We start from the raw sequence: 24,440 nt of genomic DNA on the forward strand, positions 1-24,440 counted from the left end.
CCATGCAGGAACCTTGCCGGGAAAGACCCGGGCGGTGCGCCTGCGTGAAGGGCTTAACGCCACCCGCGGCGGCGCGCCACCGGCGGCGCGGCCACGGAAAGAAATCCGCCCCCGGAATGAGATCCGGGGGCGGCGCTCAGAGAGGGATCAGGCCGACTTCTTCTTGTCGTCGTCGACCTCGGTGAACTCGGCGTCCACCACATCGTCCTTCGGCGCTTCGGCGCTGCCGGCATCGCCCTGCTGGGAGGCATACATGGCTTCGCCCAGCTTGAGGGAGGCCTGCGCCAGCGTGTTGGTCTTGGCGGCGATCGCCTCGCCGTCATTGCCTTCCATCGCCGATTTGAGATCGGCCAGCGCCGTTTCGATCGCGGCCTTCTCCGCCGCGCCGACCTTGTCGCCATATTCGGCCAGCGACTTCTCGGTCGAGTGGATCAGAGCCTCGGCATGGTTCTTCGCCTCGACGGCGGCGCGCCGCTTCTTGTCTTCCTCGGCATGGGCCTCGGCGTCCTTCACCATCTTGTCGATGTCGGCGTCCGAGAGGCCGCCCGAGGCCTGGATGCGGATCTGCTGTTCCTTGCCGGTGCCCTTGTCCTTGGCCGAGACATTGACCAGGCCGTTGGCGTCGATGTCGAAGGCGACTTCCACCTGCGGCACGCCGCGCGGCGCCGGGGGAATGCCGACGAGGTCGAACTGGCCGAGCAGCTTGTTGTCCGCCGCCATTTCGCGCTCGCCCTGGAACACGCGGATGGTGACCGCGGTCTGGCCATCCTCGGCGGTGGAGAACACCTGGCTCTTCTTCGTCGGGATGGTGGTGTTGCGGTCGATCAGGCGCGTGAACACGCCGCCCAGCGTCTCGATGCCGAGCGAGAGCGGGGTCACGTCGAGCAGCAGCACGTCCTTCACGTCGCCCTGCAGCACGCCGGCCTGGATCGCGGCGCCGATGGCGACCACTTCATCCGGGTTGACGCCCTTGTGGGGCTCCTTGCCGAAGAACTGCTTCACCATCTCCTGCACCTTGGGCATGCGGGTCATGCCGCCGACGAGCACGACCTCGTCGATCTGCCCGGCGGTGAGGCCGGCATCCTTGAGCGCCTTCTTGCAGGGCTCCATGGTGCGCTGGATCAGGTCGTCCACCAGCGCCTCGAACTTGGCGCGGGTGAGCTTCATGGTCAGATGCTTCGGGCCCGAGGCGTCCGCCGTGATGAAGGGCAGGTTGATCTCGGTCTGCGAGGCGCTCGACAGCTCGATCTTGGCCTTTTCGGCGGCTTCCTTCAGCCGCTGCAGGGCGAGCTTGTCGTTGCGCAGGTCGATGCCCTGCTCCTTCTTGAACTCGTCGGCGAGATAGGTGACGAGCCGCATGTCGAAGTCTTCGCCGCCCAGGAACGTGTCGCCGTTCGTGGACTTCACCTCGAACACGCCGTCGCCGATCTCCAGCACGGACACGTCGAACGTGCCGCCGCCGAGGTCGTAGACCGCGATCGTGCCGGCCGACTTCTTGTCGAGGCCGTAGGCGAGCGCGGCGGCGGTGGGCTCGTTGATGATGCGCAGCACTTCAAGGCCGGCGATGCGGCCGGCATCCTTGGTGGCCTGGCGCTGGGCGTCGTTGAAATAGGCCGGGACGGTGATGACCGCCTTGTCGACCTTGGCGCCGAGATAGGCCTCGGCCGTCTCCTTCATCTTCTGCAGGGTGAAGGCGGAGATCTGCGAGGGCGAGTACTTCTTGCCGTCCGCTTCCAGCCACGCATCGCCATTGTCGGCGCGCACGATCTGGTAGGGGACGAGCTTCTTGTCCTTCTCGACCATCGGGTCTTCATAGCGGCGGCCGATGAGGCGCTTCACCGCGAAGAAGGTGCGCTCGGGGTTCGTCACCGCCTGGCGCTTGGCCGGCTGGCCGACGAGGCGCTCGCCATCCTCGGTGAAGGCGACGATGGACGGCGTGGTGCGCGCGCCTTCCGCGTTCTCGATCACCTTCGGGGTCGAGCCTTCCATGACCGCGACGCAGCTATTGGTCGTGCCGAGATCGATGCCGATGACTTTAGACATGTGTTTCTCCTTCCGGCAGGCCGGCCGGACCTTCTTGAAGCACCCGGGGAGGTACGGTCAGATGTGCCGCGCCCCCGGACCGGCCCCCAAACAATCGGGTACGACGCTATCCGCGCCGTTCGGGGCCGATATAGGGGGCGGCTGTTTCCGCCGCAAGAAGCAGCGTGCGCGGAAAAGATGCGCGCGGCGAAAGCCTCGCCCGGCAAGGGGATGGCGCGGGCGCGGCGGCGCTCACGCCGCCGGCGTTACCGCCGCCTGAAAGCGCCCGGCCAAAGCGCGCAGCACCGGCATCTGGTCGCTCAGTTCGCGCCAGTGGCGGGGGTTGAGTTCGAGAATGGCGACGGCGCCGGCGGGCGGGCGCACCATCTGCACCACCGCGTCCCAGTCGATGCCGCCCCAGCCGATCGGCAGGTGCAGATCGCCCTCGCCGAAGGCCACCGCCTCGGCCGGGTCGTAGTACCACACATCGCCCGGCCGGCGCTCATTGGGCCGGCCGAAGGAATCGTGCAGGTGGAAATGCGCGATATGCGGCGCCAGCGCCGCCATCTCCGCGAGGGGGTCGAGCCGCGCATCGGTGCAGCGAATATAGGCGTGGCTCACATCCAGCGTCGCCTTGACGGCGGGATGATCGATCGCCGCCAGCTCGCCGGCGAGCTTGGCCGGCGTTGCCGTTTCCCGGGCGTGAACAAAACGGAAGATGTTCTCCACGCACAGCGTCACCCCCTTCGCCGCCGCGAGGTCGCCAGCGCGGGCGAGGGCGTCGCGCTGGCGGGAATAGGCGACTTCGAGGTCGTCGTCGGCATCGCGCACGAAGCCCGAATGCATGACGAGATGCGGCGCGCCGATGGCGGCGGCGATCTCGATGTTCGCCGCCAGAACCTCTTCATGGCGCGGCAGGCGTTCGGGCAGGTCCATCAGATTGACCGCGAGCGCGCCATGCACGCTGTAGCCGAGCCGCCGGCCCTCCAGTGCCCGGACCAGGTCTTTCAGCCGGTTGTCGAGGATGCGTCCGTTTACCACCAGATGCCAGGCATAGACCGGCAGTTCCACGAGATCGACGCCCAGCGCCTCCGCCTCGTCGAGCCCGGCTCCCACATCGTCGAATTCGGGGCTCCCTTCACGAAGGGAGAAGCCGCAGGCGCGAATGGCGGGAACCGGGATGTGAAACTGCATCGTGGCGATCTTCCCCTTGGGGCAGGCGTGAACGAAATGAGCGGCGGCGAGGCGCCGGCCCGTCCATATTACGGCACATATATGGCACGGACGTAACGGATCGTCCGAATCATTTGAAGTTACGGTAGGTTAGCTGCGCCAGGCGTCCGGCGGCCGGTCACATTATCGGTGTCATCCACCCCGCCACCGCCCCTTGCGAATCGCAGACGATGGCGATGCGGCCGACCCCCGCCACGTCGAACGGGGGACGCAGCAACCTGCCGCCGGCGGCAAGGGCGCGTTCACAGCGCGCATCGACATCATCGACCCCGATATAGGGCAGCCAGTGTTCGGGAATGCCCTCGAATTCCGGCCCCTCAAGCGGGAAGATGCCGCCGATCCGGGCCTCGCCCTGGCGGATGATCCAGTAGTCCGGCCCGCCCTGCATGGGCATGGGCTCGAACGTCCACCCCATGGTCGCCGCGTAGAACGCCTTGGCGGCGGGAACGTCGCGGCTGTTGAGTTCGTTCCAGATGAAAATGCCGTGCGCACGCCCGGACCCTGCCGTCGTTTCCATGGTGCTTCTCCCTGCCCCGTTAACGCTTCGCACACCATAACCCGAAAAGCCCGGCCGGGTTCGGCGCCCGGCAGAGCCGCGCCCGCCATGTTGACGCCGCGATGGCTTGCGATGAGCCGCGATCCCTTCTAGACCGATTTCAGGCGCCGCCCGCCCACGGTCCGCGACAACCCTCCCGGAACATGCAGCTTTATCACCACCCCTTCTGCGCCCATTCGCGACTCGTGCGTCTCGCCCTCAGCGAGATGGGCATCGAGCCCGAACTGATCGAAGAGAGGGTGTGGGAGCGCCGTCCGGAATTTCTCATGCTCGATCCCGCCGGCGCGACGCCGGTGCTGGTGGAAGATGACGGCTTCGTGGTGCCGGGCATCGACCCCATCACCGAATATCTCGACGAGACGCGCGGCAGCGCGCTCGGGGCCCGGCGGCTGCTGCCGGTGCATATTGGCGAACGGGTAGAGGTGCGCCGGCTCTCCTCCTGGTTCAACCACAAATTCTTCGCCGAAGTCTCCGAGCCGCTGGTGCGCGAGAAGGTGTACAAGCGCTACACCCCGCGCGAACTCGGCGGCGGCCCGCCTGATATGGCCACCATCCGCGCGGCGCGCTCCAATATCCGTTATCATCTGCAATATATCGGCTGGCTGCTGAAGGCGCGGAACTGGCTCGCCGGTGACCGCATGACCTATGCCGATCTCGCCGCCGCCGCGCATATTTCCAGCGTCGATTATCTCGGCGACGTGCCCTGGGACGAAGATGAGGGAGCGAAGATCTGGTACGCCCGCATCAAGTCGCGTCCGTCGTTCCGGCCCCTGCTCGCGCTGACCATGGCGGGCATGCCGCCGGCGCCGTGCTACGCGGATCTGGATTTCTGACGCTACAGGCGGCCAGGGACCACCTGTTCGCGCTCGCCCGCGCGGAAGGCTTCGACGCCATGGGCATCGCCGCGGCCGACGCCATCCCCCATGCCGGGCCGCGCCTGCATAAGTGGATAATGGATGGCGCGCATGGCGAGATGGCGTGGATGCCAGAGACGGCCGAACGTCGCGCCGCGCCGGCCAATATGTGGCCGGAGGTCGCCTCGCTGCTGATGCTCGGGCTGAATTACGGGCCGGACGAGGACCCGCGCGCCATTCTTTCCGCCCGCACGCGCGGGGCGATTTCCGTCTATGCCCGCGGCGACGATTATCACGAGCTGATCAAGGGCAAGCTCAAGCGCATCGCCTCGCGCTTCGTGCCCCGCGCCGGCGCGCCGGGCACGGTCGCCGTCAAGGTGTTCGTCGACACCGCGCCGCTGATGGAAAAGCCGCTGGCGCAGGCAGCCGGGCTGGGCTGGCAGGGCAAGCACACCAATCTCGTCTCGCGCGACAAGGGTTCCTGGCTGTTCCTCGGCGCCATCGCCACCAATCTCGCCCTGCCGGCCGATGCGCCGGAGGTCGACCATTGCGGCTCCTGCCGCGCCTGCCTCGACGCCTGCCCGACCAACGCCTTTCCCGCGCCGTACCGCATCGATGCGCGCCGCTGCATTTCCTATCTCACCATCGAGCTGAAAGGCGCCGTTCCGCGCGAATTGCGGCCGCTGATCGGCAACCGCATCTATGGCTGCGACGATTGCCTCGCCGCCTGCCCCTGGAACAAATTCGCCGCGCTTGGCCGCGAGATGCGGCTTGCGGCACGGGAGGAGAACCGCGCCCCGGCGCTTGCGGAGCTGGCGCGGCTTGACGATGCCGCGTTCCGGGCGCGCTTTTCCAAGAGCCCGGTCAAGCGCATCGGCCGCGCCCGCTTCCTGCGCAATGTGCTGGTGGCGATCGGCAATTCCGGCGATGTGGCCCTCGCGCCCGAGGCCGAGCGGCATCTTGGCGATCCCGATCCGCTGGTGCGCGGCGCGGCGGTATGGGCGCTGGCCCGGCTGCTGCCGGCCGCTGCCTTCGCCGCCCTCAGCGCTGACCATGCGGGCGAAACGGACGCCGATGTGCGGACGGAATGGCAACTGGCCCTGAGTGATTCAGCGGGAGAGCACGCATGACCCAAACCCTGCTCTGTCTCGGGCATGGCTATTGCGCCCGGCGCTTCGTCGCCCTGCATGGCGCCTCGTTCGCCCGCCGCATCGGCACCAGCCGCACGGGCGCGCCGTCGGCCGGGATGGAGATGCTGCGCTTCGACGGTGACGCCGCGCCGGCCTTGCTCGCCGCCGCCCGCGCCGCGGATGCGGTGCTGATCTCCGCCGCGCCGGGGGAGGCGGGCGACCCGTTCCTCGGCCCACTCGGCGAGGCGCTGGCGCAAGGGCAGGGGCCGCTGGTCTACCTCTCAACCATCGGTGTCTATGGCGATTCCGGCGGGGCGTGGATCGACGAGAGCGCCGGTACCGCCGCCGCCGCGCCCCGCGCCCGCCGCCGCATCGAGGCGGAGGCCGGCTGGCAGGCCCTCGGCCGCCATGCCGGGCGTCCGGTGGCGGTGCTGCGGCTCGGCGGCATCTATGGCCCCGGCCGCAACGCGCTGATCGACGTGGCGGACGGCACCGCGCGCTGCATCGAGCGCGAGGGCCAGGTGTTCAACCGAATCCATGTCGACGACATCGCCGGCGCCATTGCCGCCGCGCTCGCGCAGCGCTTCGACGGTGTGGTGAATGTGGTGGACGACGAACCCTCGCCCTCCTGCGCCCCCGTGCGCCATGCCGCGCAGCTGCTCGGCGTCGAACCTCCGGCGCCCGAGCGCTTCGAGGAGGCGTCCGCGCGCATGTCGCCGATGGCGCTGTCCTTCTGGGCCGATAACCGGCGGGTGCGCAATGCGCGGCTGCATGCGCTCATCGGCGGCGCGCTGCGCTACCCGACGTTCCGCGAGGGACTGTCGGCGCTGGCGGCGGTGCCCGCCGGAGCGTAGGGGGCGAGGCGCGGACCGGCAAAGGCGGCGAGGAACGACCCCACCATATGGTTCACCACCTGAGCGGTGGCCGCCTCGTCCGGTCGGGAAGGGTCGCCGAACACCATCGGCATGATCAGCTTGCCCTGGCAGCCCAGCACGAATTGCCACGCCGCCATCTCCACATCGGCGATCGCGAGGTCGCCCTGCGCCATTTTCGCCCGCAGCCAGCCGGACAGCCGCAGCACGCCGGCCTCCTGGCTCGCTTCGAGATAGGCACGGCCGATGATCGGCAGCTTTTCCGCGACGCCGATCACCATCCGCACCGTGCGGATATGGGCGGGTTCGAGCATGGCCTCGATATAGCGGGAGGCGAGGGCGCGCAGCGTCGCCTCAGTGGGAGCATCGGGGTCGAGCTCGAAGCAGGCTTCGGCGGTGCGGCTGCATTCCTCCGTCACCAGCGCGGCGAACAGGTCTTCCTTGGAGGCGAAATAGACATAGAGCGTGCCTTTGGAGACGCCGGCGACGCGGGCGATCTCGCCCATGCTGGCCCCGTCATAACCGGAGGTGAGAAACACCTCGCGTGCGCCGCGCAGAATCTGCTCCCGTTTGGGCGCGGGGGGAGTGGATGCCGCCCCGCCAGTACCCGGACCGACCGGCGTTCGGCCGGCGGCAGGCTGGGCACTCGTCTGGTGGGCGAAGTCCGGTAAAGCAGCCATGAACAATCAAATCGGAGGAGCAATGAGGCGCGATGTCCGCCATACGGTGCGCGGCATCGACCCAGGCAGGCAAGCGATCCTAACACCGGTGCCGGGTTGAAATCCACAATTGACCGAACGGTTCGGTCCGATGTTGATCTGGCGGGTCGAACCGCTTAAGGATCGACGCGCCAGCCGCGCTGGTCCGAAGGAACCCGCAAGCCTTTGGACATGTCAGTTCCGCTGGTAGAGGGAGGAGGGATCAACCGCCCCCAGAATCCTCCTCCCTCGCCTTGGTCCCGTACCGCCCCCGCCGAGTCACATTCGTGTGTGAACATGCAATGCGGGGCCCGATATGGGGGTCCTGACGCCGCCCTGGCGGTGCTCACACAGCGCTTGGCGGCGATGGCGCGGCGGGGTATTGCTGCAGTGCCCCCGATGCCTCGGCATTGTTCTGCGTGAATCGGCCTTCATGCCCCGTACCTTCGCCTCGCCTCCCGCGCCCCTATCTCCCGTCTGCCGCCCCATCAGTGGACGGCGGGACCATGCCGCCTGCGCCGGCCGCGAGCCTCACGGCCGCGGCGAAGGGGCGTTGCATGGCTGAACGCCGCTCCGCCGGGCGCCGGGCGATCCCCTTCACCGCCGAGCTGGCGGCGCTCGGCGTCGTGTTCGGCGATATCGGCACCAGCCCGCTCTATGCCTTCAAGCAGGGGCTGAATGCGGTGGGCGGCCCGGGCGTGTCCGATGCCGACGTGCTGGGCCTGCTCTCCCTCATCAGCTGGGCGATCATTCTCTCCGTCACGCTCAAATATGTCATGCTGGTGCTGCGGGCCGACAATGACGGCGAAGGCGGCATTCTGGCCCTCGTCACCCTGCTGGACCTGCACCGCTCCGCCACGGGCAAGCGCCTGTTCCTGCTGATCGCCGGCCTCGTCGGCGCGGCCATGCTCATCGGCGATGGCGTGCTCACGCCTGCCATTTCGGTGCTGTCGGCGATGGAGGGGCTGGAGGTGATCGCCCCCGAGCTCGACCATTGGATCGTCGCTGCCACCGTTCTGGTCATTCTGCTCGTCTTCATCTCCCAGCGCGCGGGCACGGAGCGCATCGGCGCCTTTTACGGGCCGGTGATGCTGGTTTGGTTCCTGTCGCTGGCGGCGCTGGGCATCCATGGCATCGTGCAGGCGCCGCAGGTGCTGGCGGCGCTGGATCCGCGCCACGGCATCCTGCTGCTCGCCGACAATCCCATGCTCTCCGGGCTCATTCTCGGCGCCACCTTCCTGGCCGTTACCGGCGGTGAGGCGCTCTATGCCGATCTCGGCCATTTCGGCCGGCCGGTCATCACCCGCGCCTGGCTGTTCGTTGCCATGCCCTCCCTGCTGCTCAACTATTACGGCCAGGGCGCGAATGTGCTGGTGCACCGCGAATCCGTGCGCAACCCGTTCTACGACCTGACGCCCGAAATGTTCGAGGTACCGCTGCTGATACTGGCGACACTCGCGACGATCATCGCCTCGCAGGCCATCATCACCGGCGTGTTCTCCCTCGCCAAGCAGGCCATCGAACTCGGCTACCTGCCGCCGATGCGCATCCGCTACACCAGCGAGCACAATGACCAGCACATCTATGTCGGCCGGCTGAACTGGATCATGATGGGGGCCTGCGCGGCCATCGTCGTCTCCTTCGGCTCCTCCGACCGGCTCGCCTCCGCCTATGGCATCGCCGTGGCGATGGCGATGGTCTCCACCACCTTCCTGTTCGTCGCCTATGTGCGCCGCCGCTGGCACTGGCCCTGGCCGGCGCTGGTGGGGCTGGCGGGCGGGCTGGGGGTGATCGACCTCTCTTTCGCCACCGCCAACCTCACCAAGCTGCATGATGGCGGCTGGCTGCCGGTCACCATCGCCGCGCTGGTGCTGGTGGTCATGGTGTCGTGGCGGCGCGGCATGGAAGGGGTGGGTCTGCAGCAGCGCCGTTTCACCGAGCCGCTCGACGATTTCGTCGCCAAGGGCCGCCCGGCGGGCTGCGCCGTGAGCCCGCGCACCGCCATTTTCCTTTCCCGTGGCGGAGCCATGACGCCGGTGGCGCTGGGGCGCCTGTCGGAACTGCTCAACGTGCAGTTCACCCGCGCTGTCATCGTCTCGGTGTGGGTCGCCTCGCGCCCGCGCGTGCCGGTGGATGAGCGGGTGCGCGTGCTGCCGCTCGACTCCGCCCATCTGCGCATCGATGTGCGCTTCGGCTATATGCAGCAGATCGATGTGCCGGCGGTGCTGGGCCCGGCGCTCTATGCCCAGGGCGTCGATCCCGACGACGCGGTCTATGTCATCGGTCACGAGCGTGTGATGCCGCCGGACGATATTCTGGGCGTGCGCGACGTGCTCGCCCATATCTTTGCCTTCCTCGCCCGCAATGCCGAGCGCTCGGTCGACCGCTTCGGCCTGCCGCGCCCGCGTACCATCGAGATCGGCTATCCGGTCCGGCTGTGAACGGGTGGGGCGGGGCGTAACTGACCGCTCGTCACCGCCGCGTCACATGTCCGGCGTCCTGTGGCGCCTGCTGGCGGGATGCGCTAATGCGACGCTTGGTCGACCGTGTTTCACAAGGCCGCCGGGTCTGCTAGGGCTGGCCGGCACACTGGCATAACAGCAGGGACGGAGACGCGATGAAGGGACTGAAGGCGATCGCCGGCTGGCTGCGTGCGCGGCTTGGCTGGCACACGCTCGGTCTGGTCGCGAGCCTCGTCATCATCGGCATCGCCGTCTTCGTGCTTTACAAGATGCTGCGCAACATCCGGCCCACCGAGGTGCTGGAGGCGATCTCGGGCACGGATCCCTGGCGTATCGGGGTGGCGGCGCTGCTCGTGGCGGGGGCCTATTTCACCCTCACCTTCTATGACTGGTTCGCCCTGCGCACCATCGGCAAGCCGCATGTGCCCTATCGGGTCGCGGCGCTGGCCTCCTTCACCTCCTATTCCATCGGCCACAATATCGGCTTCTCCGCCTTCACCGGCGGCACGGTGCGTTACCGCATCTATTCCGCCCACGGGCTGGGCGCGGTGGACGTGGCGAAGCTCTGCTTCATCACCGGCCTCACCTTCTGGCTCGGCAACATCGCCATTCTCGGCCTCGGCGTCTCGGTCGAGCCCTGGGCGGCGAGCGCGGTGGACCACCTGCCGCCTTGGGTCAACCGGCTGATCGGCCTCGCTCTGCTCGCCGGCCTTGCCGCCTATGTCACCTGGGTGGGGCTCAAGCCGCGCCGCATCGGTGTCGGCAAGGGGCACTGGACCGTGACCCTGCCGGGGTGGAAGCTCACCCTGCTGCAGATCGTCATCGGCATCATCGATCTCTCCTTCTGCGCCGCAGCCATGTATGTGCTGATGCCGGAAGAGCCCTTCATCGATCCGATCGCGCTCGGCGTGGTGTTCATCTCCGCCACGCTGCTCGGCTTCGCCAGCCATGCGCCCGGCGGGCTCGGCGTGTTCGACGCGGCGATGCTGGTGGCGCTGCCGCAGTTCGAGACCGAGCCGCTGCTCGGCGCGCTGCTGCTGCTGCGGCTGCTCTATTACGTCACGCCCTTCGCCATCGCGCTGATCCTGATGGGCGCGCGCGAACTGATGATGAGCCGGCGCCGGCTCGACGCCACCAAGGGCATCTCGCCCGATCCGCTCGCCGCCCTGCCGGTGATCGAGCCGGACGCCGCGCCGGACGAGGCTTCCAAGCCGCAACGCCGCCGCGCCGCCGGCTGAGGTGGCGCGCGCCCTAGCGGCCGAGGCCGGGCAGCAGGGCGCGCATGCTGGGCGGAATCTTGCTCGGCTTCACGCCCTTGGGCAGCGCGAACGCCGCCGGGTCCTGGGGCGTGCGGGAGAGTTCGGTTACCTCGAACAGTACGACCGGCTTGCCATTGATCTGCGTGGTGGTGCGCAGCACGATGCCGTCGGCGGTGATGCAACTCTCTACCGGCTGGTTCAGCGCCGGCGCGTTGAACCGCCACAGGTCGCACGCCTCGCCCAGCGCCTCATCCCGGCCCGCGCGCGTGCCCTGACGCTTGGCGTCGGAAAAGGCGAAGCCGGGCGGCATTTCCGTCTCGACGGCGAGGCGGTCCATGCCGGGCACGTCCATCATCACGACCACGCTGCTGGTCGCAAGATCGATCAGGCTGACCATCCCATTGGGCAGGTTGCCCCGCTCCACCTCGACCCGCACCTTGCCCTGATGATGCGCCACGCTGAGCTCCACACCTGGCAGCGCGTGGGCACGGGCATGGTAATCCGCCGCGGGGGCGGGCATGGGGTCGGCGCTGGCGCCGCTGATGTCGATGGACAGGCCGATGCCCAGCACGAGGCTGGCGATCCCATAATGGCGCATCAGGCGTCCTTCACACGGGCTGCGGCAGGCATTTCAGGTGGCGGAACGCGCCAGAAAGGCGCGGCCGTCGAGCACGATGGCGGGATCGGGAATCCCGACGACGCCGTCATCCCTGCCCTCATACGGAATTTGGGCGAGGATTTGACGAATGACGCCGAGCCGTGCCCGCATTTTGTCGTTGCCCAGCACCACCGCCCACGGCACCGGGGTGTGGCTCGCCGCGATCATGGCGTCGCGCGCCGCCGAGATCGCGTCCCAACGCGCGGGCGCGGCGAGATCGACGGGGGAGAGCTTCCAGCGCTTGAGCGGGTCCTGATGGCGCTCATGCAGGCGCAGCAGCTGCATTTCCCGCCCGATATCGAGCCAGATCTTGAACAGGCGGATGCCGTCATCCACCAGCATCTTCTCGAAGGTGGGCACCTGTTCAAGGAAATGCGCGGTTTCCTGCGGCGTGCAGAAGCCCATAACGGGCTCGACCACGGCGCGGTTGTACCAGGAGCGGTCGAAGATCGCGATGTCGCCCCGGCGCGGCAGATGGGCGACGTAGCGCTGGAAATACCATTGCCCCGCTTCCGCCTCGGTCGGCTTGTCGAGCGCCACCACATGCACGAAACGCGGGTTGAGGTGCTGGGTCAGGCGGTGGATGGTGCCGCCCTTGCCCGCCGCGTCACGCCCCTCGAAGACGATGGCGATGCGTTCGCGCTGCGCCTTCACCCATTCCTGCAGCTTCAAGAGCTCGATCTGCAGCGCGTGCAGCTCGGCCTCATAGGTCTTGCGCTTGGGCCGGTCGGTGTAGGGATAATTGCCGCTGCCATAGGCGCGCTCGGCGATAAGCGGCGGCAGTTCCGCCGTCTCTACCGAAAACCCCGCCACGGCGGCCGCGAGTTCCGCCTCTTCGCTCCCTTGTGTCTGCGCCTTGGGGGCGGCGGGCCGCTTCGTCATATGGAAGCCTTTCAACACGATCATAAGGGCAACGTGCCGAACTGCGGAAGGTTCGGGCCGGTGCGTCGCGATCAGCGCCCGCCACGAGCGATTCGCCTTCCGATGCCGGCTCAGAAAGCATATCAGGAAAGCGCGGCGCGCCTTAAACAGGGCGAAAGCCGCGCCTTAACATCGGGCAGGAAACGCGGGCATGGCCGTCAACGAGACGCGGCAACTGGCGGAGGAAACGCTGCGGGAACGCCTCGTCAGCGCCCGCTGGGTGCTGGCCGCCGCTGCGCTCGGCCTTGCCGGGGCGATCGGGGCCGGGGCGATGACGGCGGGGGCGGGTCTGGCCATCGGCCTGCTGGTCGCCTTCGCGGCTCTGCTGCCGACGCGCAGGCGCCCGGTGGCGGCGGCGCTCGCCCGCTTCAGCGGCGAGCCCAAACCCTCCCCGCGCACCGAGGAACGGCTGCCGGCGCTGGTGCGTGCCCTGCCGGAAGCCGCGCTGCTGCTCGATGCCCGCGGCACCGTGCTTGCCGCCAACACGGCTGCGGTCGGCCTGCTTGCCAGTGTGCGCGTCGGCGATCCCGTCTCTTTCGCCGTGCGGGTGCCGGAGGTGCTGGAGGCGCTGCGGGCCTCGGTGGCCGATGGCACGGCCCGCCGTATCGAATTCGCCGAGCGCGTGCCGCTCGACCGCTGGCTGCGCGCCGATATCGTGCCGATCCGGCCCGGCCTGCTGCGCGAAGGTGCCCCGATCGAGGCTGTGCTGGTCAGCTTCGTCGATCTCACGCCGCAGCGGCGGGTGGAGCAGATGCGGGTGGATTTCGTCGCCAATGCCAGCCACGAGCTGCGCACGCCGCTGGCTTCGCTGTCGGGCTTCATCGAGACCCTGCAGGGGCCGGCGCGCAACGACGCCAATGCCCGCGAGCGTTTCCTCAAGATCATGAACGAGCAGGCCCGGCGGATGTCGCGGCTGATCGATGACCTCCTCTCGCTCTCGCGTATCGAACTGAACGCGCATCTGCGGCCGGAGGCGGCGGTGGATCTCGGCGCCGTGGTCGGCCATGTGCGCGAGGCGCTCGCGCCGCTCGGCCGCGAACGTGGCGTGGACATCCTGTTCACCCCGCCGGCCGAGCCGGTGGAAGTGCGCGGTGACCGCGACGAGCTGATCCGGGTGTTCGAGAACCTGGTGGAGAACGCGCTGAAATATGGCGGCACCGGCGGGCGGGTGGAGATCACCGTCGCGCGCGAGGGCACGGACGCGGTGGCGACAGTGCGCGATTACGGCCCCGGCATCGCGCCCGAACATGTGCCGCGCCTGACCGAGCGCTTCTACCGCGTCGACACCGCCCATTCGCGCGAACAGGGCGGCACCGGGCTCGGCCTCGCCATCGTCAAGCACATCGTCGCCCGCCATCGCGGCAAGATGGGCATCGAGAGTACCCCGGGCGTTGGCTCGACATTCTCCGTGCGTTTGTCGACCGCGTCGGCGCCGAAGCGATAAGCTGAATATTTTCAGTAATTTGAACTGTCATCAAGGCTTCATTGAAGGGTCATAGAACCTTGGTGCCCGGGCGGTAAGACTCCCGAGTGAACTGTCCACCGCCCTTCGGCCAATCGGGCAGGCCGGCGTCGTCTCGGCCAGGCTGCCCATCTCCCGACCTAAGGAGAAGACCCTTGAAATTCACCCATCTGCTCGGCGCTGCTGCGCTGTCGCTCGGCGCAATGTTCTCTGGCGCCGCCTTCGCCGCTGACATCACGGGCGCGGGCGCGACCTTCCCGGCTCCCGTCTATCAGGCCTGGGCCGTTGCTTATAAGGAAAAGACCGGCACGGGCCTCAACTATCAGTCGATCGGCTCGGGCGCCGGTCAGACCCAGATCTTCAACCGCACGGTCGATTTCGGCGCGTCGGATGCGCCGGTCGCCACCGACAAGCTGGCGGCGCAGAAGCTGCTGCAGTTCCCGGCGGTCATCGGCTCGGTCGTCGCCATCGTCAATCTCGACGGCGTCTCTGCCAACCAGGTCAAGCTGACCGGCCCGGTGCTCGCCGACATCTATCTCGGCAAGATCACCAAGTGGAACGATCCGCGGATTGCCGAGCTCAACAAGGACTCGCAGCTTCCCGACCTCGGCATCGTCCCGGTGTATCGTTCGGACGGGTCGGGCACGACCTATGTCTTCGCCACCTATCTCTCGGCGGTCAGCGCGGAGTGGAAGTCCAAGGTGGGCGCGGCGACCTCGGTCCAGTGGCCGGCGGGCGCGGGCGGCAAGGGCAATGAAGGCGTCGCCGGCACGGTGAAGAACACCAAGGGTGCCATCGGCTACGTCGAGTACATCTATGCCTCGTCGAACAACCTGATCACCACCTCGCTGCAGAACAAGGCCGGTAAGTTCGTCGCCCCGACCGTTCCTGCCTTCCAGGCGGCCGCGGCCAATGCGGACTGGGCCGGTGCCAAGGACTTCGCCGCGTCGATGATCGACACCCCCGGCGAGGCCACCTGGCCGATCACCTCCGCCACCTTCATCCTGCTGCCCAAGGAGCCCAAGTCGGGCACCCAGGCGGCCGAGGTCATCAAGTTCTTCGACTGGGCCTTCAAGGATGGTGGCGCCATCGCCGAGAAGCTGCACTACATCCCGCTTCCCGAAGACGTTGCCAACCGCGTCCGCGAAGCCTGGAAGACCGAAGTGAAGGCCGACGGCAAGCCGGTTTGGACTCACTGACACCTCTGATCGCCGGGGAGGGATGCCCGCATCCCTCCCCGTTTGTCTGTGCCGGGCGCCGCGCGCCCGCGCTTGATGCGTGATATCTTCCCGGCCGCTTCAAGGGCCGCTGTTTCCGTCTGTTCCTGAGGGACCTTTCGCACATGGACGCCACACTGAGCGGCACCGCTGACCCGGCGCTGGTTTCTGCGCGCAAGCCGGCCGGGCGCGTCAGCGACCCGGTTTTCGTCGGGATACTCTGGGGCAGCGGCATTTTCGTGCTGATCCTGCTCGGCCTCATCATCGCGATGCTGTTCGAGGGCGGGCTTCCCGCGCTGCAGGAATTCGGCATCTCCTTCCTGTGGTCGACGACCTGGAATCCGGTGACCGAAGTGTTCGGCGCCGGCGTGATGGTGTTCGGCACCATCTTCAGCGCCGTCATCGCCGTGATCATCGCCCTGCCGCTGTCCTTCGGCATCGCCTTCTTCCTCACGGAGATCGCCCCGGGCGCGCTGCGCCGGCCGATCGGCGTCGCGATCCAGCTGCTCGCCGCGATCCCCTCGATCATTTACGGCATGTGGGGCTTCTTCGTCATCGTTCCGCTGATGGCCGCCTATGTGCAGCCGCCACTGATCGACCTGCTCGGCCCGCTGCCGGTGATCGGCGCGCTTTTCCAGGGTCCGCCGCTCGGCGCCGGCATGCTCACCGCCGGCCTGATCATGGCAATCATGATCCTGCCCTTCATCACCGCCATGTTCGTCGAGGTGCTGGAATCGGTGCCGCCGATGATCAAGGAATCCGCCTATGGCGTCGGCGCCACCACCTATGAGGTCTATCGCAACGTCTCGGTGCCCTATGGCCGCACCGCCATGGTCGGCGCGGTGATGCTGGGCCTCGGTCGCGCGCTGGGCGAAACCATGGCCGTGACCTTCGTCATCGGCAACGCCACGCGCATGTCGGCCTCGCTCTTCGCGCCGGGCTCCACCATTGCCTCCACCATCGCCAACGAATTCCCCGAGGCCGCGCCCGGCTCGCTCAAGCTGCAGTCGCTGCTGGAACTGGGCTTCATCCTGTTCGTGATCTCGTTCATCGTGCTCGCGCTCTCGCGCCTTCTCGTTCGCTCCAAGCTGAAGGGCTGAGGTAGCTGCCATGTCATCGCTCGCCCGCCGCCGCGCGACCGACTACACGGTCAAGGTCGTCAGCACGCTCTTCGCCGCCGTCGCTCTCCTCCTTCTCGCCTGGATCCTATGGACCCTGGTGATCCGCGGCCTGCCCGCGATGGGTCCGCACGTCTTCACCCGCATCACCATGCCGCCGGGTGCCGGTGGCGGCCTGCTCAACGCCATTGTCGGCTCGCTGATCCAGATCGCCATCGCCCTCGTCGTCGGCACGCCCATCGGCCTGATGTGCGGCACCTTCCTGGCCGAGAACGGGCGCAACACTCAGATCGGCAATGCAGTCCGCTTCGTGAACGACGTGCTGCTGTCGGCGCCGTCGATCCTCATCGGCCTGTTCGTCTATCAGATCCTGGTCATGCCCTTCGGTGGCTTCTCCGGCTGGGCCGGCGCCGCCGCGCTTGCGGTGATCGTCATCCCGGTCGTGGTCCGTACCACCGAGGACATGCTGAATCTTGTTCCCATCGGCCTGCGCGAAGCCGCCTTCGCGCTCGGCGCCCCGCAGTGGAAGGTCGTCACCTTCGTCACCTGGCGCGCCGCCCGCGCCGGCATCGTCACCGGCATTCTGCTGGCCGTCGCCCGCGCCGCCGGTGAGACTGCACCGCTGCTGTTCACCTCGCTCGGCAACAACAGCTGGTCGCTCGACATGAACAGCCCGATGGCCAGCCTGCCGATCGCCATCTATCAATATGCCGCCAGCCCCTTCGACGACTGGGTGGCCCTCGCTTGGGCGGGCGCCCTTCTGATCACCGTCGGGGTTCTGACCCTGAACATCCTTTCCCGCCTCGTCCTGGCGAAGATGAAGTGAGACGGACCATGAATTTCGCACCTGAAACGTCGATCGACATCGCCTCCGCCGTCAATCGCGCCACCGCGCCGTCGGCCGAAGCCAAGATCAAGGTCGAGAAGCTGAACTTCTTCTACGGCGACAACCATGCGCTGAAGAACATCAATTTCGAGATCCCGGAAAAGCGCGTTACCGCGATGATCGGGCCCTCGGGCTGCGGCAAGTCCACGCTGCTGCGCATCTTCAACCGCATGTATCAGCTCTATCCGGGCCAGCGCGCGGAAGGGAAGATCCTGTTCGACGGCGCCGACCTGCTGAGCAAGGACCTCGACTCCACCGTCGTGCGCTCGCGCATCGGCATGGTGTTCCAGAAGCCGACGCCGTTCCCGATGTCGATCTATGACAACATCGCCTTCGGCGTGAAGCTGCATGAGCGCCTGTCGAAGGCGCAGATGGACGAGCGCGTCGAATGGTGCCTGCGCAAGGCGGCGATCTGGGAAGAGACCAAGGACCGCCTGCACACCTCGGCGCTCGGCATGTCGGGCGGTCAGCAGCAGCGCCTGTGCATCGCCCGCACCATCGCCGTGCGGCCGGAAGTGATCCTGCTCGACGAGCCCACCTCGGCGCTCGACCCGATCTCGACCTCGAAGATCGAGGACCTGATCGACGAGCTGAAGCAGGAATTCACCATCGTCATCGTGACGCACAACATGCAGCAGGCGGCGCGCTGCGCCGACATCACCTCCTTCTTCTATCTCGGCGAGCTCATCGAGGTCGCCGCCTCGAACGAGATCTTCACCAACCCGCGCGAAGCCCGCACCCGCGACTACATCACCGGCCGCTTCGGCTGAGCCCGCGACGAGAGAGGCCTGCCCCATGACCGAACATATTGTCTCGTCATTCGACACCGACCTGAAGGAACTCGGCCGCCGCGTGGTCGAAATGGGCGGACAGTCGGAGCGCCTGGTCGCCGATTCCGTGCAGGCGCTGGTCAAGCGCGACACCGAGCTGGCGCAGAAGGTGATCGTGCTCGACGGGCCGGTCGATCTGCTGCAGCGGGAGATCGAGGAAAAGGCGGTGCTCATCATCGCCCGTCGCCAGCCGCTCGCCGGCGATCTGCGCGAGATCGTCGCCGCCATGCGCATCGCCAACGACCTGGAGCGCATCGGCGACCTCGCCAAGAACACTGCCAAGCGCGTGCTGGCCCTCACCGGCGAGTTCCACCCGCAGAAGCTGGTGCGCGGCGTGGAGCACATGTCCACCATCGTGCTCGAACAGCTGAAAGTGGTGCTCGACGCCTATGCCACGCGCGACGAGGCGCGGGCGCTGGAAGTCTGGCAGCGCGATGGCGAGGTCGACGTGCTCTACACCTCGCTGTTCCGCGAGCTCCTCACCTATATGATGGAGGACCCGCGCAACATCTCGCTGTGCACGCATCTGCTGTTCTGCGCCAAGAACATCGAGCGCATCGGCGACCACGCCACCAACGTGGCCGAAACCATCCATTATCTTGTCACCGGCCAGCTGCTCACCGAGGAGCGGCCGAAGCAGGATACCAGCAGCCTGACCAGCGTCGCGTTCCCGGCCTGACACCGGCGACCCGCGAACGCTCGGGGACGACATCATGCCCACCAACATACTGATCGTGGAGGATGAGGAGCCCCTCACCCTCCTGCTCCGCTACAATCTCGAATCCGAAGGCTATTCGGTCGATAATGTCGGGCGGGGCGACGAGGCGGAGACAAGGCTGCGCGAAAGCGTGCCGGACCTCCTGATCCTCGACTGGATGCTGCCCGGTCTCTCCGGCATCGAGCTGTGCCGGCGCCTGCGCGCCCGGCCGGAGACCGAGCGCATGCCGATCCTCATGCTCACCGCCCGCGGGGAGGAGACCGAGCGCGTGCGCGGCCTCGCGACCGGCGCCGACGATTATGTGGTCAAGCCGTTCTCGGTGCCGGAGCTTGTGGCGCGGGTGCGGGCGCTGCTGCGCCGGGCCAAGCCCGAGCACATCTCCACCCTGCTGCGCGCCGGCGACATCGAGCTCGACCGGGAGACCAAGCGCGTCCACCGCGCCGGGCGGGAGCTGCATCTCGGCCCCACCGAGTTCCGGCTGCTGGAATTCCTCATGCAGTCGCCGGGCCGCGTCTATTCGCGCGAGCAGCTGCTCGACGGCGTGTGGGGGCAGGATGTTTATATCGACGAGCGCACGGTCGATGTGCATGTCGGCCGCCTGCGCAAGGCGCTGAACCGCCCGCGCCAGCCCGACCCGATCCGCACCGTGCGCGGCTCCGGCTATTCCTTCAACGAGATGTTCGCCCGCGCGCATTGAGCGCGCCGGCACATTCGCCTCATCACCCCGCCGGCACCGGCGCCGGTGCCAGCGGGGTGCGGTACTGCGCCTCGATCTCGAGAAGGCGCTGCTTGCGCCACAGCCCGCCGCCATAGCCGGTGAGGGCGCCATCGGTGCCGATGACACGGTGGCAGGGAATGATCAGCGCTAGCTGGTTAGCGCCATTGGCCCGCGCCACGGCGCGGATCGCCGCCGGCGCGCCGATCCGGCGGGCGATGTCGGCATAGCTCGCCGTCACCCCGGCCGGTATGCGCCGCAGCTCCGCCCAGACGGCGCGGGTGAAAGCGCTGCCGTCGAGCGCGACAGGCGTGGTGAATTCCGCCGAGCGGCCGGCGAAATAGGCGGTGAGTTCGCGGCGAATGCTCTCGGTCGGCGGGTTGCTGCCGATCCCCAGCTCCCCCTTCACCCCCTTGCGCAGCCGGGCGATCTCCGCCGGCAGGCCGCGCCGCTCGACGAATTCCAGCAGATGCAGATGGGTCGTACTGGAAATCGCGATCATGTCGCCGAGCGGCGTGCCGATCCAGTCGGCGAGCAGCCGCCCCTCGCCGGCGATCTCGCCGGGCGCGCAGCCGATCAGCCGGGCGAAGGCAGCGCGGAAGGCGCTGGCGGACTGGAAGCCGGCCTCCTGCTGCGCGGCGATCACCGACCCGCCGAGTGCGAGTGTCTCGAAGCCCTCGCGCAGCCGCCGGTGGCGCGCCATGTCGAGGAACGTCATGCCGAAATGCCGCTTGAAGGCCCGGCGGACGGTGGAGAGGTCATAGCCGAGGCGCGTAATGTCCTCCTCGCCGAAGCGATAGGCCGGGCGCGCGTCCAGCGCGGCGAGCAGCGCGGCGATCATCGGCTCCGCCTCGGCGGCGGGCTGCAGCGGATGGCAGCGCTTGCAGGGGCGGAAGCCGGCTTCGATACAGGCGCCGATGGTCGGGCGAAAGCTGCAATTCTCGATCAGCGGCTTGCGCGCCGGACAGGTGAGCCGGCAAAATATGCCCGTGGTGGCGACGCAGACATAGGCGCGCCCTTCATAGCGCGCGTCACGCGCGAGCAGCGCCTCATACAGCGTCGCCGCATCCGGCAAGGTGAGGTCGAACAGATCATGGGTCGCATCGGTCAGCATGGGCCGACGCTAGCACCGCGCCGGTTCCCGCGCCGCCGAAAATCGGGCGTTTATTCTCCGCCCGCCTCGGCCCCGCCCTCCGGCCGGTTGTGGCCCTTTTTCGGCCAGTTGTGCGAGAGCACGAAGTCGGAAATGCGCGGGGCGATTTCGGCACGGAAGCGCGAGCCGTTGAACACGCCGTAATGGCCGACGGTCGGCTGGAGGTAATGCGCCTTCATGTCCTCCGGCAGGCCGGAGCACAGGGTCTGCGCCGCGCGCGTCTGGCCGATGCCGGAAATATCGTCATTCTCGCCCTCGACGGTGAGCAGCGCGACATTGCGGATCTTGGAAGGGTCGACCCTGGCGCCGCGATGGGTCATCCGCCCGCGCGGCAGCGCGTGGTCGATGAACACGGTCTGCAGCGTCTGCAGGTAATATTCCGCCGGCAAATCCATGACCGAGAGATATTCGTCGTAGAACTCGCGGTGCTTGGCGGCGGAATCGCCGTCGCCCTTGACGAGATGGCCGAACATGTCGGCATGCGCCTTCAGATGGCGCTCCAGATTCATCGCCATGAAGCCGTGCAGCTGCAGGAAGCCGGGATAGACCTGCCGCATCACCCCGGCATTGGGCCAGGGCACGGTGGTGATGACATTGCGCTGGAACCACTCGATGCCGCGCTCCTGGGCGAAATGATTCACCGCCGTCGGGCTCTCGCGGGTGTCGATCGGCCCGCCCATCAGCACCATGGAGGCGGGGACATCCGGGTCGCCCAGCTCCTCCATCCGCGCCACGGCGGCCAGCACCGGCACCGCCGGCTGGCAGACGGCGAGCGCATGCACCCCGCCACCGAGATGGTGGAAGATGTCGATGACATAGTCGATATAGTCGTCGAGGCTGAACGGCCCCTCCGACACCGGCACATTGCGCGCATCGACCCAGTCGGTGATGTAGACATCGTGATTGGTCAGCAGGGTCTGCACCGTGCCGCGCAGCAATGTCGCGTAATGGCCGGACAGCGGCGCGACGATCACCATGCGCGGCTGCGGCCGGCGCGGCTTGTGCGCGAAGTCGCGACGGAAATGCAGCAGCTTGCAGAAGGGCCGCTCCCACACCGTCTCGATGGTGACGGGAACGCTGACGCCGCCCACCGTGACCTCGTCAATGCCCCATTCCGGCTTGCCATAGCGCCGCGTCGTACGCTCGAACATTTCCAGCGAGGCCGACATGGTCTTGCCGAAGCCGGTATGGCTGAGCGGATTGGCGGGGTTGCGGTAGAACAGCCGCCCGGCATCGGCCATGATGCGCAGCGGATCGAGCGCGGCATGGCCGAGCTCGAACATCCAGTACATAGGCCGCGTCAGCACCGAGGCGGCTTCCAGCGTCACCTCGGGTGAGGCTACCGCTTCCGTCGCATCAGGCACATCGCCGAAAACGCCGATCGCCATGCTGTCCTCCGTCGTCCGCGCCTGTTCGGAACCGTCCCCGTGATCGGTCCCGGCCGGCCGTTCTTGTGCATTGCAGCATAAATAGGCTCTTTCACGCCCGCGTCAACGCGGCTCCACTCTCGCATGACAGCTTCACGAAAGGTTATAGAAAGTCGCGCCCGTCCGCGAAGGGGGCGCGCAGGGGCCTTTTCATGTCGCTTTCCCTCGACCATCCCATCGGCGAACGTTTTTTCGGCCTGCGGCTGGATACGCTTATCCGTCTGCGCTGGCTGGCGATTTCCGGCCAGACCGTGGCCATCGTCGTGGTGCAGTGGCTGCTCGGCTTCTCGCTGCCGATCGGCGCCAGCCTCGCCGTGGTGGCGCTGTCCGCCTGGCTCAACCTGGCGCTGAGGCTGCGCAATCCCGGCGCCCGGCGCCTGTCGGATGTCGAGGCGGCCTGGCTGCTCGCCTATGACATTCTGCAACTCGCCGCGCTGCTGTTCCTCACCGGTGGCCTGTCCAATCCCTTCGCGCTGCTGTTTCTCGCCCCGGTGCTGATCTCGGCGACGGCGCTGTCGCCGCGCACCACCATCCTGCTCGGCGTGCTGGCGGCGGCCTGCGCCGGGCTCGTCGGTTTCTGGCATATGCCGCTGCCCTGGGCCCCGAACGGCGCGCTTGGCGAGGTGCCGGAACTGCCGACGCTCTATCTCGTCGGCATCTGGCTGGGAATCGCCATCGCCATCGCCTTCATGGGCGTGCATGCCTGGCGCGTGGCGGAGGAAACGCGCGAACTCTCCGAGGCGCTGGCGGCGACGGAGCTGGTGCTGGCGCGCGAGCAGCACCTTTCCGCACTCGACGGGCTGGCGGCGGCGGCGGCGCATGAACTCGGCACGCCGCTCGCCACCATCACCGTTGTGGCGAAGGAACTGGCACGGTCGCTGCCGCCCGACAGCCCTCTGAGCGAGGACATCAAGCTGGTGAGCGAGCAGGCGGAACGCTGCCGCGCCATTCTGCGCCGGCTGACCACGCTCGATTCCGGCGAGGCGCCGTTCGACCGCATGCCGATCTCGCACCTGCTGGAGGACGTGGTGGCGCCGCACCGCAATTTCGGCATCACCATTGCCGTCACCCTGCCCAATGGCGCGCCGGGCGAGCCGATCATCGCCCGCAATCCCGGCCTGCTCTACGGCCTCGGCAACATCGTCGAGAATGCCGTCGATTTCGCCGAAAGCCGCGTCAACATCGTCGCCAGCTGGAGCGAGGACGAGGTGACGATCTCCGTCACCGATGACGGGCCCGGCTTTCCCATCGAGCTGCTGGACAGTATCGGCGCGCCCTATGTCACCAGTCGCGGCCGCAACCGCTGGAAACGCGGCGCGGAAAGCGATGGCGAGGACCAGAACGGCCTCGGCCTCGGCGTGTTCATCGCCAAGACGCTGCTGGAGCGCACCGGCGCCGCGCTCACCTTCGTCAACCGGCCGCCGCCGGCGCATGGCGCCTCCGTCGGCGTGCGCTGGCCGCGTGGGCTGATCGACATATCAGGCGATCGTGAAGTCGAGGGCGAGACCGGGGTACCCGCCCGCCCGTAGAAGGGGTTGCGACATTTTGATCTCGCTGCCCATGGGGTATAAGCTCGGTCAAAAGTCGAATTGGCGACGCAGCGCCGCGTGGGTTCGCCCGTGCGCGGCGGGGCCGCAGCCGGCACAATGGAAAGCGTTGAGATGCTCGATACCGCCATGGAACCGCAGGACCGCACGCTGCTCATCGTCGATGACGACCGGCCGTTTCTGCAGCGCCTCGCGCGGGCGATGGAAACCCGCGGCTTCATGGTGACCACGGCGGAGACCGTGGCCGACGGCCTCGCCAGCGTCGAAGGCAGCGCGCCCGCCTATGCGGTGGTCGACATGCGCCTCGGCGATGGCAACGGGCTTGATGTGATTTCCGCCCTCAAGCGCCGGCGGCCGGAAGCGCGCGGCATCATTCTCACCGGCTACGGCAACATCGCCACCGCCGTGAACGCGGTGAAGATCGGCGCCGTCGACTATCTCGCCAAGCCGGCCGATGCCGACGATATCTGCGCCGCCCTCAACGCCCAGGGCGACTACAAGCCCCAGCTGCCGGAAAACCCGATGTCGGCGGACCGGGTGCGCTGGGAGCACATTCTGCGCGTCTATGAGCTGTGCGGCCGCAATGTCTCGGAAACCGCCCGGCGCCTGTCCATGCACCGCCGCACCCTTCAGCGCATCCTCGCCAAACGCGCGCCGCGCTGATGAGGGCCGTCGCTTTGTAAGCAAAACCACGCTTGGCCC

At 67.6% G+C, this 24,440-nt stretch carries 22 protein-coding genes; 14 read left to right on the forward strand and 8 right to left on the reverse strand.

Annotation, left to right across the window (positions count from 1 at the left end; all coding sequences use genetic code 11):
- Positions 1-147: 147 nt before the first annotated feature.
- From dnaK to J2S75_RS05535, 3 genes are all read right to left on the reverse strand, one after another.
- Entirely contained in the window at positions 148-2,043 is a 1,896-nt protein-coding gene (gene dnaK / locus J2S75_RS05525; RefSeq protein ID WP_244379808.1) for a molecular chaperone DnaK, read from the reverse strand.
- A gap of 231 nt (positions 2,044-2,274) precedes the next feature.
- Positions 2,275-3,216 (reverse strand): sugar phosphate isomerase/epimerase family protein, encoded by a 942-nt coding sequence (locus J2S75_RS05530; protein WP_307018817.1) that lies wholly within the window; start codon positions 3,214-3,216, stop codon positions 2,275-2,277.
- A 157-nt stretch (positions 3,217-3,373) separates the two neighbouring features.
- On the reverse strand, positions 3,374-3,772 hold the full coding sequence (locus J2S75_RS05535; protein WP_307018818.1) for a VOC family protein: 399 nt from the start codon (positions 3,770-3,772) through the stop codon (positions 3,374-3,376).
- Positions 3,773-3,954: 182 nt separating this feature from the next.
- Here J2S75_RS05535 and J2S75_RS05540 point away from each other — a divergent pair, with 182 nt between their 5' ends.
- The 3 genes from J2S75_RS05540 to J2S75_RS05550 are packed head-to-tail and all read left to right on the forward strand — an operon-like array spanning position 3,955 to position 6,649.
- On the forward strand, positions 3,955-4,644 hold the full coding sequence (locus J2S75_RS05540) for a glutathione S-transferase family protein (RefSeq protein ID WP_307018819.1): 690 nt from the start codon (positions 3,955-3,957) through the stop codon (positions 4,642-4,644).
- Positions 4,620-5,795, forward strand: coding sequence for a tRNA epoxyqueuosine(34) reductase QueG (gene queG, locus J2S75_RS05545; RefSeq protein WP_307018820.1), 1,176 nt, complete (start codon positions 4,620-4,622; stop codon positions 5,793-5,795). Before J2S75_RS05540 ends, queG begins: the two co-directional genes overlap by 25 nt.
- Positions 5,792-6,649: an NAD-dependent epimerase/dehydratase family protein gene (locus tag J2S75_RS05550; RefSeq protein ID WP_307018821.1), complete on the forward strand. Its 858-nt coding sequence runs from the start codon at positions 5,792-5,794 to the stop codon at positions 6,647-6,649. Before queG ends, J2S75_RS05550 begins: the two co-directional genes overlap by 4 nt.
- Here J2S75_RS05550 and J2S75_RS05555 read toward each other — a convergent pair.
- A complete protein-coding gene (locus tag J2S75_RS05555; RefSeq protein WP_307018822.1) occupies positions 6,592-7,347 on the reverse strand; it encodes a TetR/AcrR family transcriptional regulator in 756 nt (251 codons plus the stop codon). The two genes, J2S75_RS05550 and J2S75_RS05555, sit on opposite strands and share 58 nt — an antisense overlap.
- Positions 7,348-7,922: 575 nt before the next feature.
- Here J2S75_RS05555 and J2S75_RS05560 point away from each other — a divergent pair.
- Positions 7,923-9,806, forward strand: a complete 1,884-nt coding sequence (locus J2S75_RS05560; protein ID WP_307018823.1) for a potassium transporter Kup — start codon at positions 7,923-7,925, stop codon at positions 9,804-9,806.
- 176 nt (positions 9,807-9,982) lie between these two features.
- Positions 9,983-11,065 carry a putative bifunctional lysylphosphatidylglycerol flippase/synthetase gene (locus tag J2S75_RS05565; protein WP_307018824.1) on the forward strand — a complete coding sequence of 361 codons (1,083 nt, stop codon included), beginning with the start codon at positions 9,983-9,985 and terminating at the stop codon, positions 11,063-11,065.
- Between the two features lie 13 nt (positions 11,066-11,078).
- On the opposite strand, the gene J2S75_RS05570 is transcribed toward J2S75_RS05565, so the two are convergent.
- Together J2S75_RS05570 and ppk2 are read right to left on the reverse strand one after the other, a co-directional pair.
- Positions 11,079-11,684, reverse strand: coding sequence for a hypothetical protein (locus tag J2S75_RS05570; protein ID WP_307018825.1), 606 nt, complete (start codon positions 11,682-11,684; stop codon positions 11,079-11,081).
- 33 nt (positions 11,685-11,717) lie between these two features.
- On the reverse strand, positions 11,718-12,626 hold the full coding sequence (gene ppk2, locus J2S75_RS05575; protein WP_307018826.1) for a polyphosphate kinase 2: 909 nt from the start codon (positions 12,624-12,626) through the stop codon (positions 11,718-11,720).
- Positions 12,627-12,816: 190 nt separating this feature from the next.
- Between ppk2 and J2S75_RS05580 the strand changes: the two genes are divergently transcribed.
- The 7 genes from J2S75_RS05580 to phoB all read left to right on the forward strand — a co-directional run bounded on the left by J2S75_RS05580 (position 12,817) and on the right by phoB (position 19,593).
- Positions 12,817-14,109 (forward strand): ATP-binding protein, encoded by a 1,293-nt coding sequence (locus J2S75_RS05580; protein WP_307018827.1) that lies wholly within the window; start codon positions 12,817-12,819, stop codon positions 14,107-14,109.
- Between the two features lie 173 nt (positions 14,110-14,282).
- A complete protein-coding gene (gene pstS / locus J2S75_RS05585) occupies positions 14,283-15,326 on the forward strand; it encodes a phosphate ABC transporter substrate-binding protein PstS (protein WP_307018828.1) in 1,044 nt (347 codons plus the stop codon).
- Between the two features lie 143 nt (positions 15,327-15,469).
- A complete protein-coding gene (gene pstC / locus J2S75_RS05590; RefSeq protein WP_307018829.1) occupies positions 15,470-16,444 on the forward strand; it encodes a phosphate ABC transporter permease subunit PstC in 975 nt (324 codons plus the stop codon).
- 10 nt (positions 16,445-16,454) lie between these two features.
- Positions 16,455-17,288, forward strand: a complete 834-nt coding sequence (gene pstA, locus J2S75_RS05595; RefSeq protein ID WP_307018830.1) for a phosphate ABC transporter permease PstA — start codon at positions 16,455-16,457, stop codon at positions 17,286-17,288.
- Between the two features lie 8 nt (positions 17,289-17,296).
- Complete coding sequence (gene pstB, locus J2S75_RS05600) at positions 17,297-18,118, forward strand: phosphate ABC transporter ATP-binding protein PstB (protein ID WP_244379770.1); 822 nt, start codon at positions 17,297-17,299, stop codon at positions 18,116-18,118.
- Between the two features lie 25 nt (positions 18,119-18,143).
- On the forward strand, positions 18,144-18,857 hold the full coding sequence (gene phoU, locus J2S75_RS05605) for a phosphate signaling complex protein PhoU (RefSeq protein WP_307018831.1): 714 nt from the start codon (positions 18,144-18,146) through the stop codon (positions 18,855-18,857).
- A 34-nt stretch (positions 18,858-18,891) separates the two neighbouring features.
- Complete coding sequence (phoB, locus tag J2S75_RS05610; RefSeq protein ID WP_018388729.1) at positions 18,892-19,593, forward strand: phosphate regulon transcriptional regulator PhoB; 702 nt, start codon at positions 18,892-18,894, stop codon at positions 19,591-19,593.
- A gap of 22 nt (positions 19,594-19,615) precedes the next feature.
- Here the strand turns inward: phoB and J2S75_RS05615 are convergent, their stop codons facing one another.
- Entirely contained in the window at positions 19,616-20,725 is a 1,110-nt protein-coding gene (locus tag J2S75_RS05615) for a bifunctional transcriptional activator/DNA repair enzyme AdaA (RefSeq protein ID WP_307018832.1), read from the reverse strand.
- A 50-nt stretch (positions 20,726-20,775) separates the two neighbouring features.
- On the reverse strand, positions 20,776-22,152 hold the full coding sequence (locus tag J2S75_RS05620) for a polyhydroxyalkanoate depolymerase (protein WP_307018833.1): 1,377 nt from the start codon (positions 22,150-22,152) through the stop codon (positions 20,776-20,778).
- A 191-nt stretch (positions 22,153-22,343) separates the two neighbouring features.
- Here J2S75_RS05620 and J2S75_RS05625 point away from each other — a divergent pair, with 191 nt between their 5' ends.
- Positions 22,344-23,720, forward strand: coding sequence for an ActS/PrrB/RegB family redox-sensitive histidine kinase (locus J2S75_RS05625; protein ID WP_307018834.1), 1,377 nt, complete (start codon positions 22,344-22,346; stop codon positions 23,718-23,720).
- Between the two features lie 117 nt (positions 23,721-23,837).
- On the forward strand, positions 23,838-24,401 hold the full coding sequence (locus J2S75_RS05630) for an ActR/PrrA/RegA family redox response regulator transcription factor (RefSeq protein WP_370874092.1): 564 nt from the start codon (positions 23,838-23,840) through the stop codon (positions 24,399-24,401).
- Positions 24,402-24,440: the final 39 nt, after the last annotated feature.

The sequence above is a fragment of the Ancylobacter polymorphus genome, assembly GCF_030813495.1.
Taxonomy (GTDB): Bacteria; Pseudomonadota; Alphaproteobacteria; order Rhizobiales; family Xanthobacteraceae; genus Ancylobacter; species Ancylobacter polymorphus.

Coding starts and splice junctions, on each gene's coding strand:
- dnaK (WP_244379808.1), bottom strand. CDS start 2,043: ATGTCTAAAGTCATCGGCATCGATCTCGGCACGACCAATAGCTGCGTC.
- J2S75_RS05530 (WP_307018817.1), bottom strand. CDS start 3,216: ATGCAGTTTCACATCCCGGTTCCCGCCATTCGCGCCTGCGGCTTCTCC.
- J2S75_RS05535 (WP_307018818.1), bottom strand. CDS start 3,772: ATGGAAACGACGGCAGGGTCCGGGCGTGCGCACGGCATTTTCATCTGG.
- J2S75_RS05540 (WP_307018819.1), top strand. CDS start 3,955: ATGCAGCTTTATCACCACCCCTTCTGCGCCCATTCGCGACTCGTGCGT.
- J2S75_RS05550 (WP_307018821.1), top strand. CDS start 5,792: ATGACCCAAACCCTGCTCTGTCTCGGGCATGGCTATTGCGCCCGGCGC.
- J2S75_RS05555 (WP_307018822.1), bottom strand. CDS start 7,347: ATGGCTGCTTTACCGGACTTCGCCCACCAGACGAGTGCCCAGCCTGCC.
- J2S75_RS05560 (WP_307018823.1), top strand. CDS start 7,923: ATGGCTGAACGCCGCTCCGCCGGGCGCCGGGCGATCCCCTTCACCGCC.
- J2S75_RS05565 (WP_307018824.1), top strand. CDS start 9,983: ATGAAGGGACTGAAGGCGATCGCCGGCTGGCTGCGTGCGCGGCTTGGC.
- J2S75_RS05570 (WP_307018825.1), bottom strand. CDS start 11,684: ATGCGCCATTATGGGATCGCCAGCCTCGTGCTGGGCATCGGCCTGTCC.
- ppk2 (WP_307018826.1), bottom strand. CDS start 12,626: ATGACGAAGCGGCCCGCCGCCCCCAAGGCGCAGACACAAGGGAGCGAA.
- J2S75_RS05580 (WP_307018827.1), top strand. CDS start 12,817: ATGGCCGTCAACGAGACGCGGCAACTGGCGGAGGAAACGCTGCGGGAA.
- pstC (WP_307018829.1), top strand. CDS start 15,470: ATGGACGCCACACTGAGCGGCACCGCTGACCCGGCGCTGGTTTCTGCG.
- pstA (WP_307018830.1), top strand. CDS start 16,455: ATGTCATCGCTCGCCCGCCGCCGCGCGACCGACTACACGGTCAAGGTC.
- pstB (WP_244379770.1), top strand. CDS start 17,297: ATGAATTTCGCACCTGAAACGTCGATCGACATCGCCTCCGCCGTCAAT.
- phoU (WP_307018831.1), top strand. CDS start 18,144: ATGACCGAACATATTGTCTCGTCATTCGACACCGACCTGAAGGAACTC.
- phoB (WP_018388729.1), top strand. CDS start 18,892: ATGCCCACCAACATACTGATCGTGGAGGATGAGGAGCCCCTCACCCTC.
- J2S75_RS05615 (WP_307018832.1), bottom strand. CDS start 20,725: ATGCTGACCGATGCGACCCATGATCTGTTCGACCTCACCTTGCCGGAT.
- J2S75_RS05620 (WP_307018833.1), bottom strand. CDS start 22,152: ATGGCGATCGGCGTTTTCGGCGATGTGCCTGATGCGACGGAAGCGGTA.
- J2S75_RS05625 (WP_307018834.1), top strand. CDS start 22,344: ATGTCGCTTTCCCTCGACCATCCCATCGGCGAACGTTTTTTCGGCCTG.
- J2S75_RS05630 (WP_370874092.1), top strand. CDS start 23,838: ATGGAAAGCGTTGAGATGCTCGATACCGCCATGGAACCGCAGGACCGC.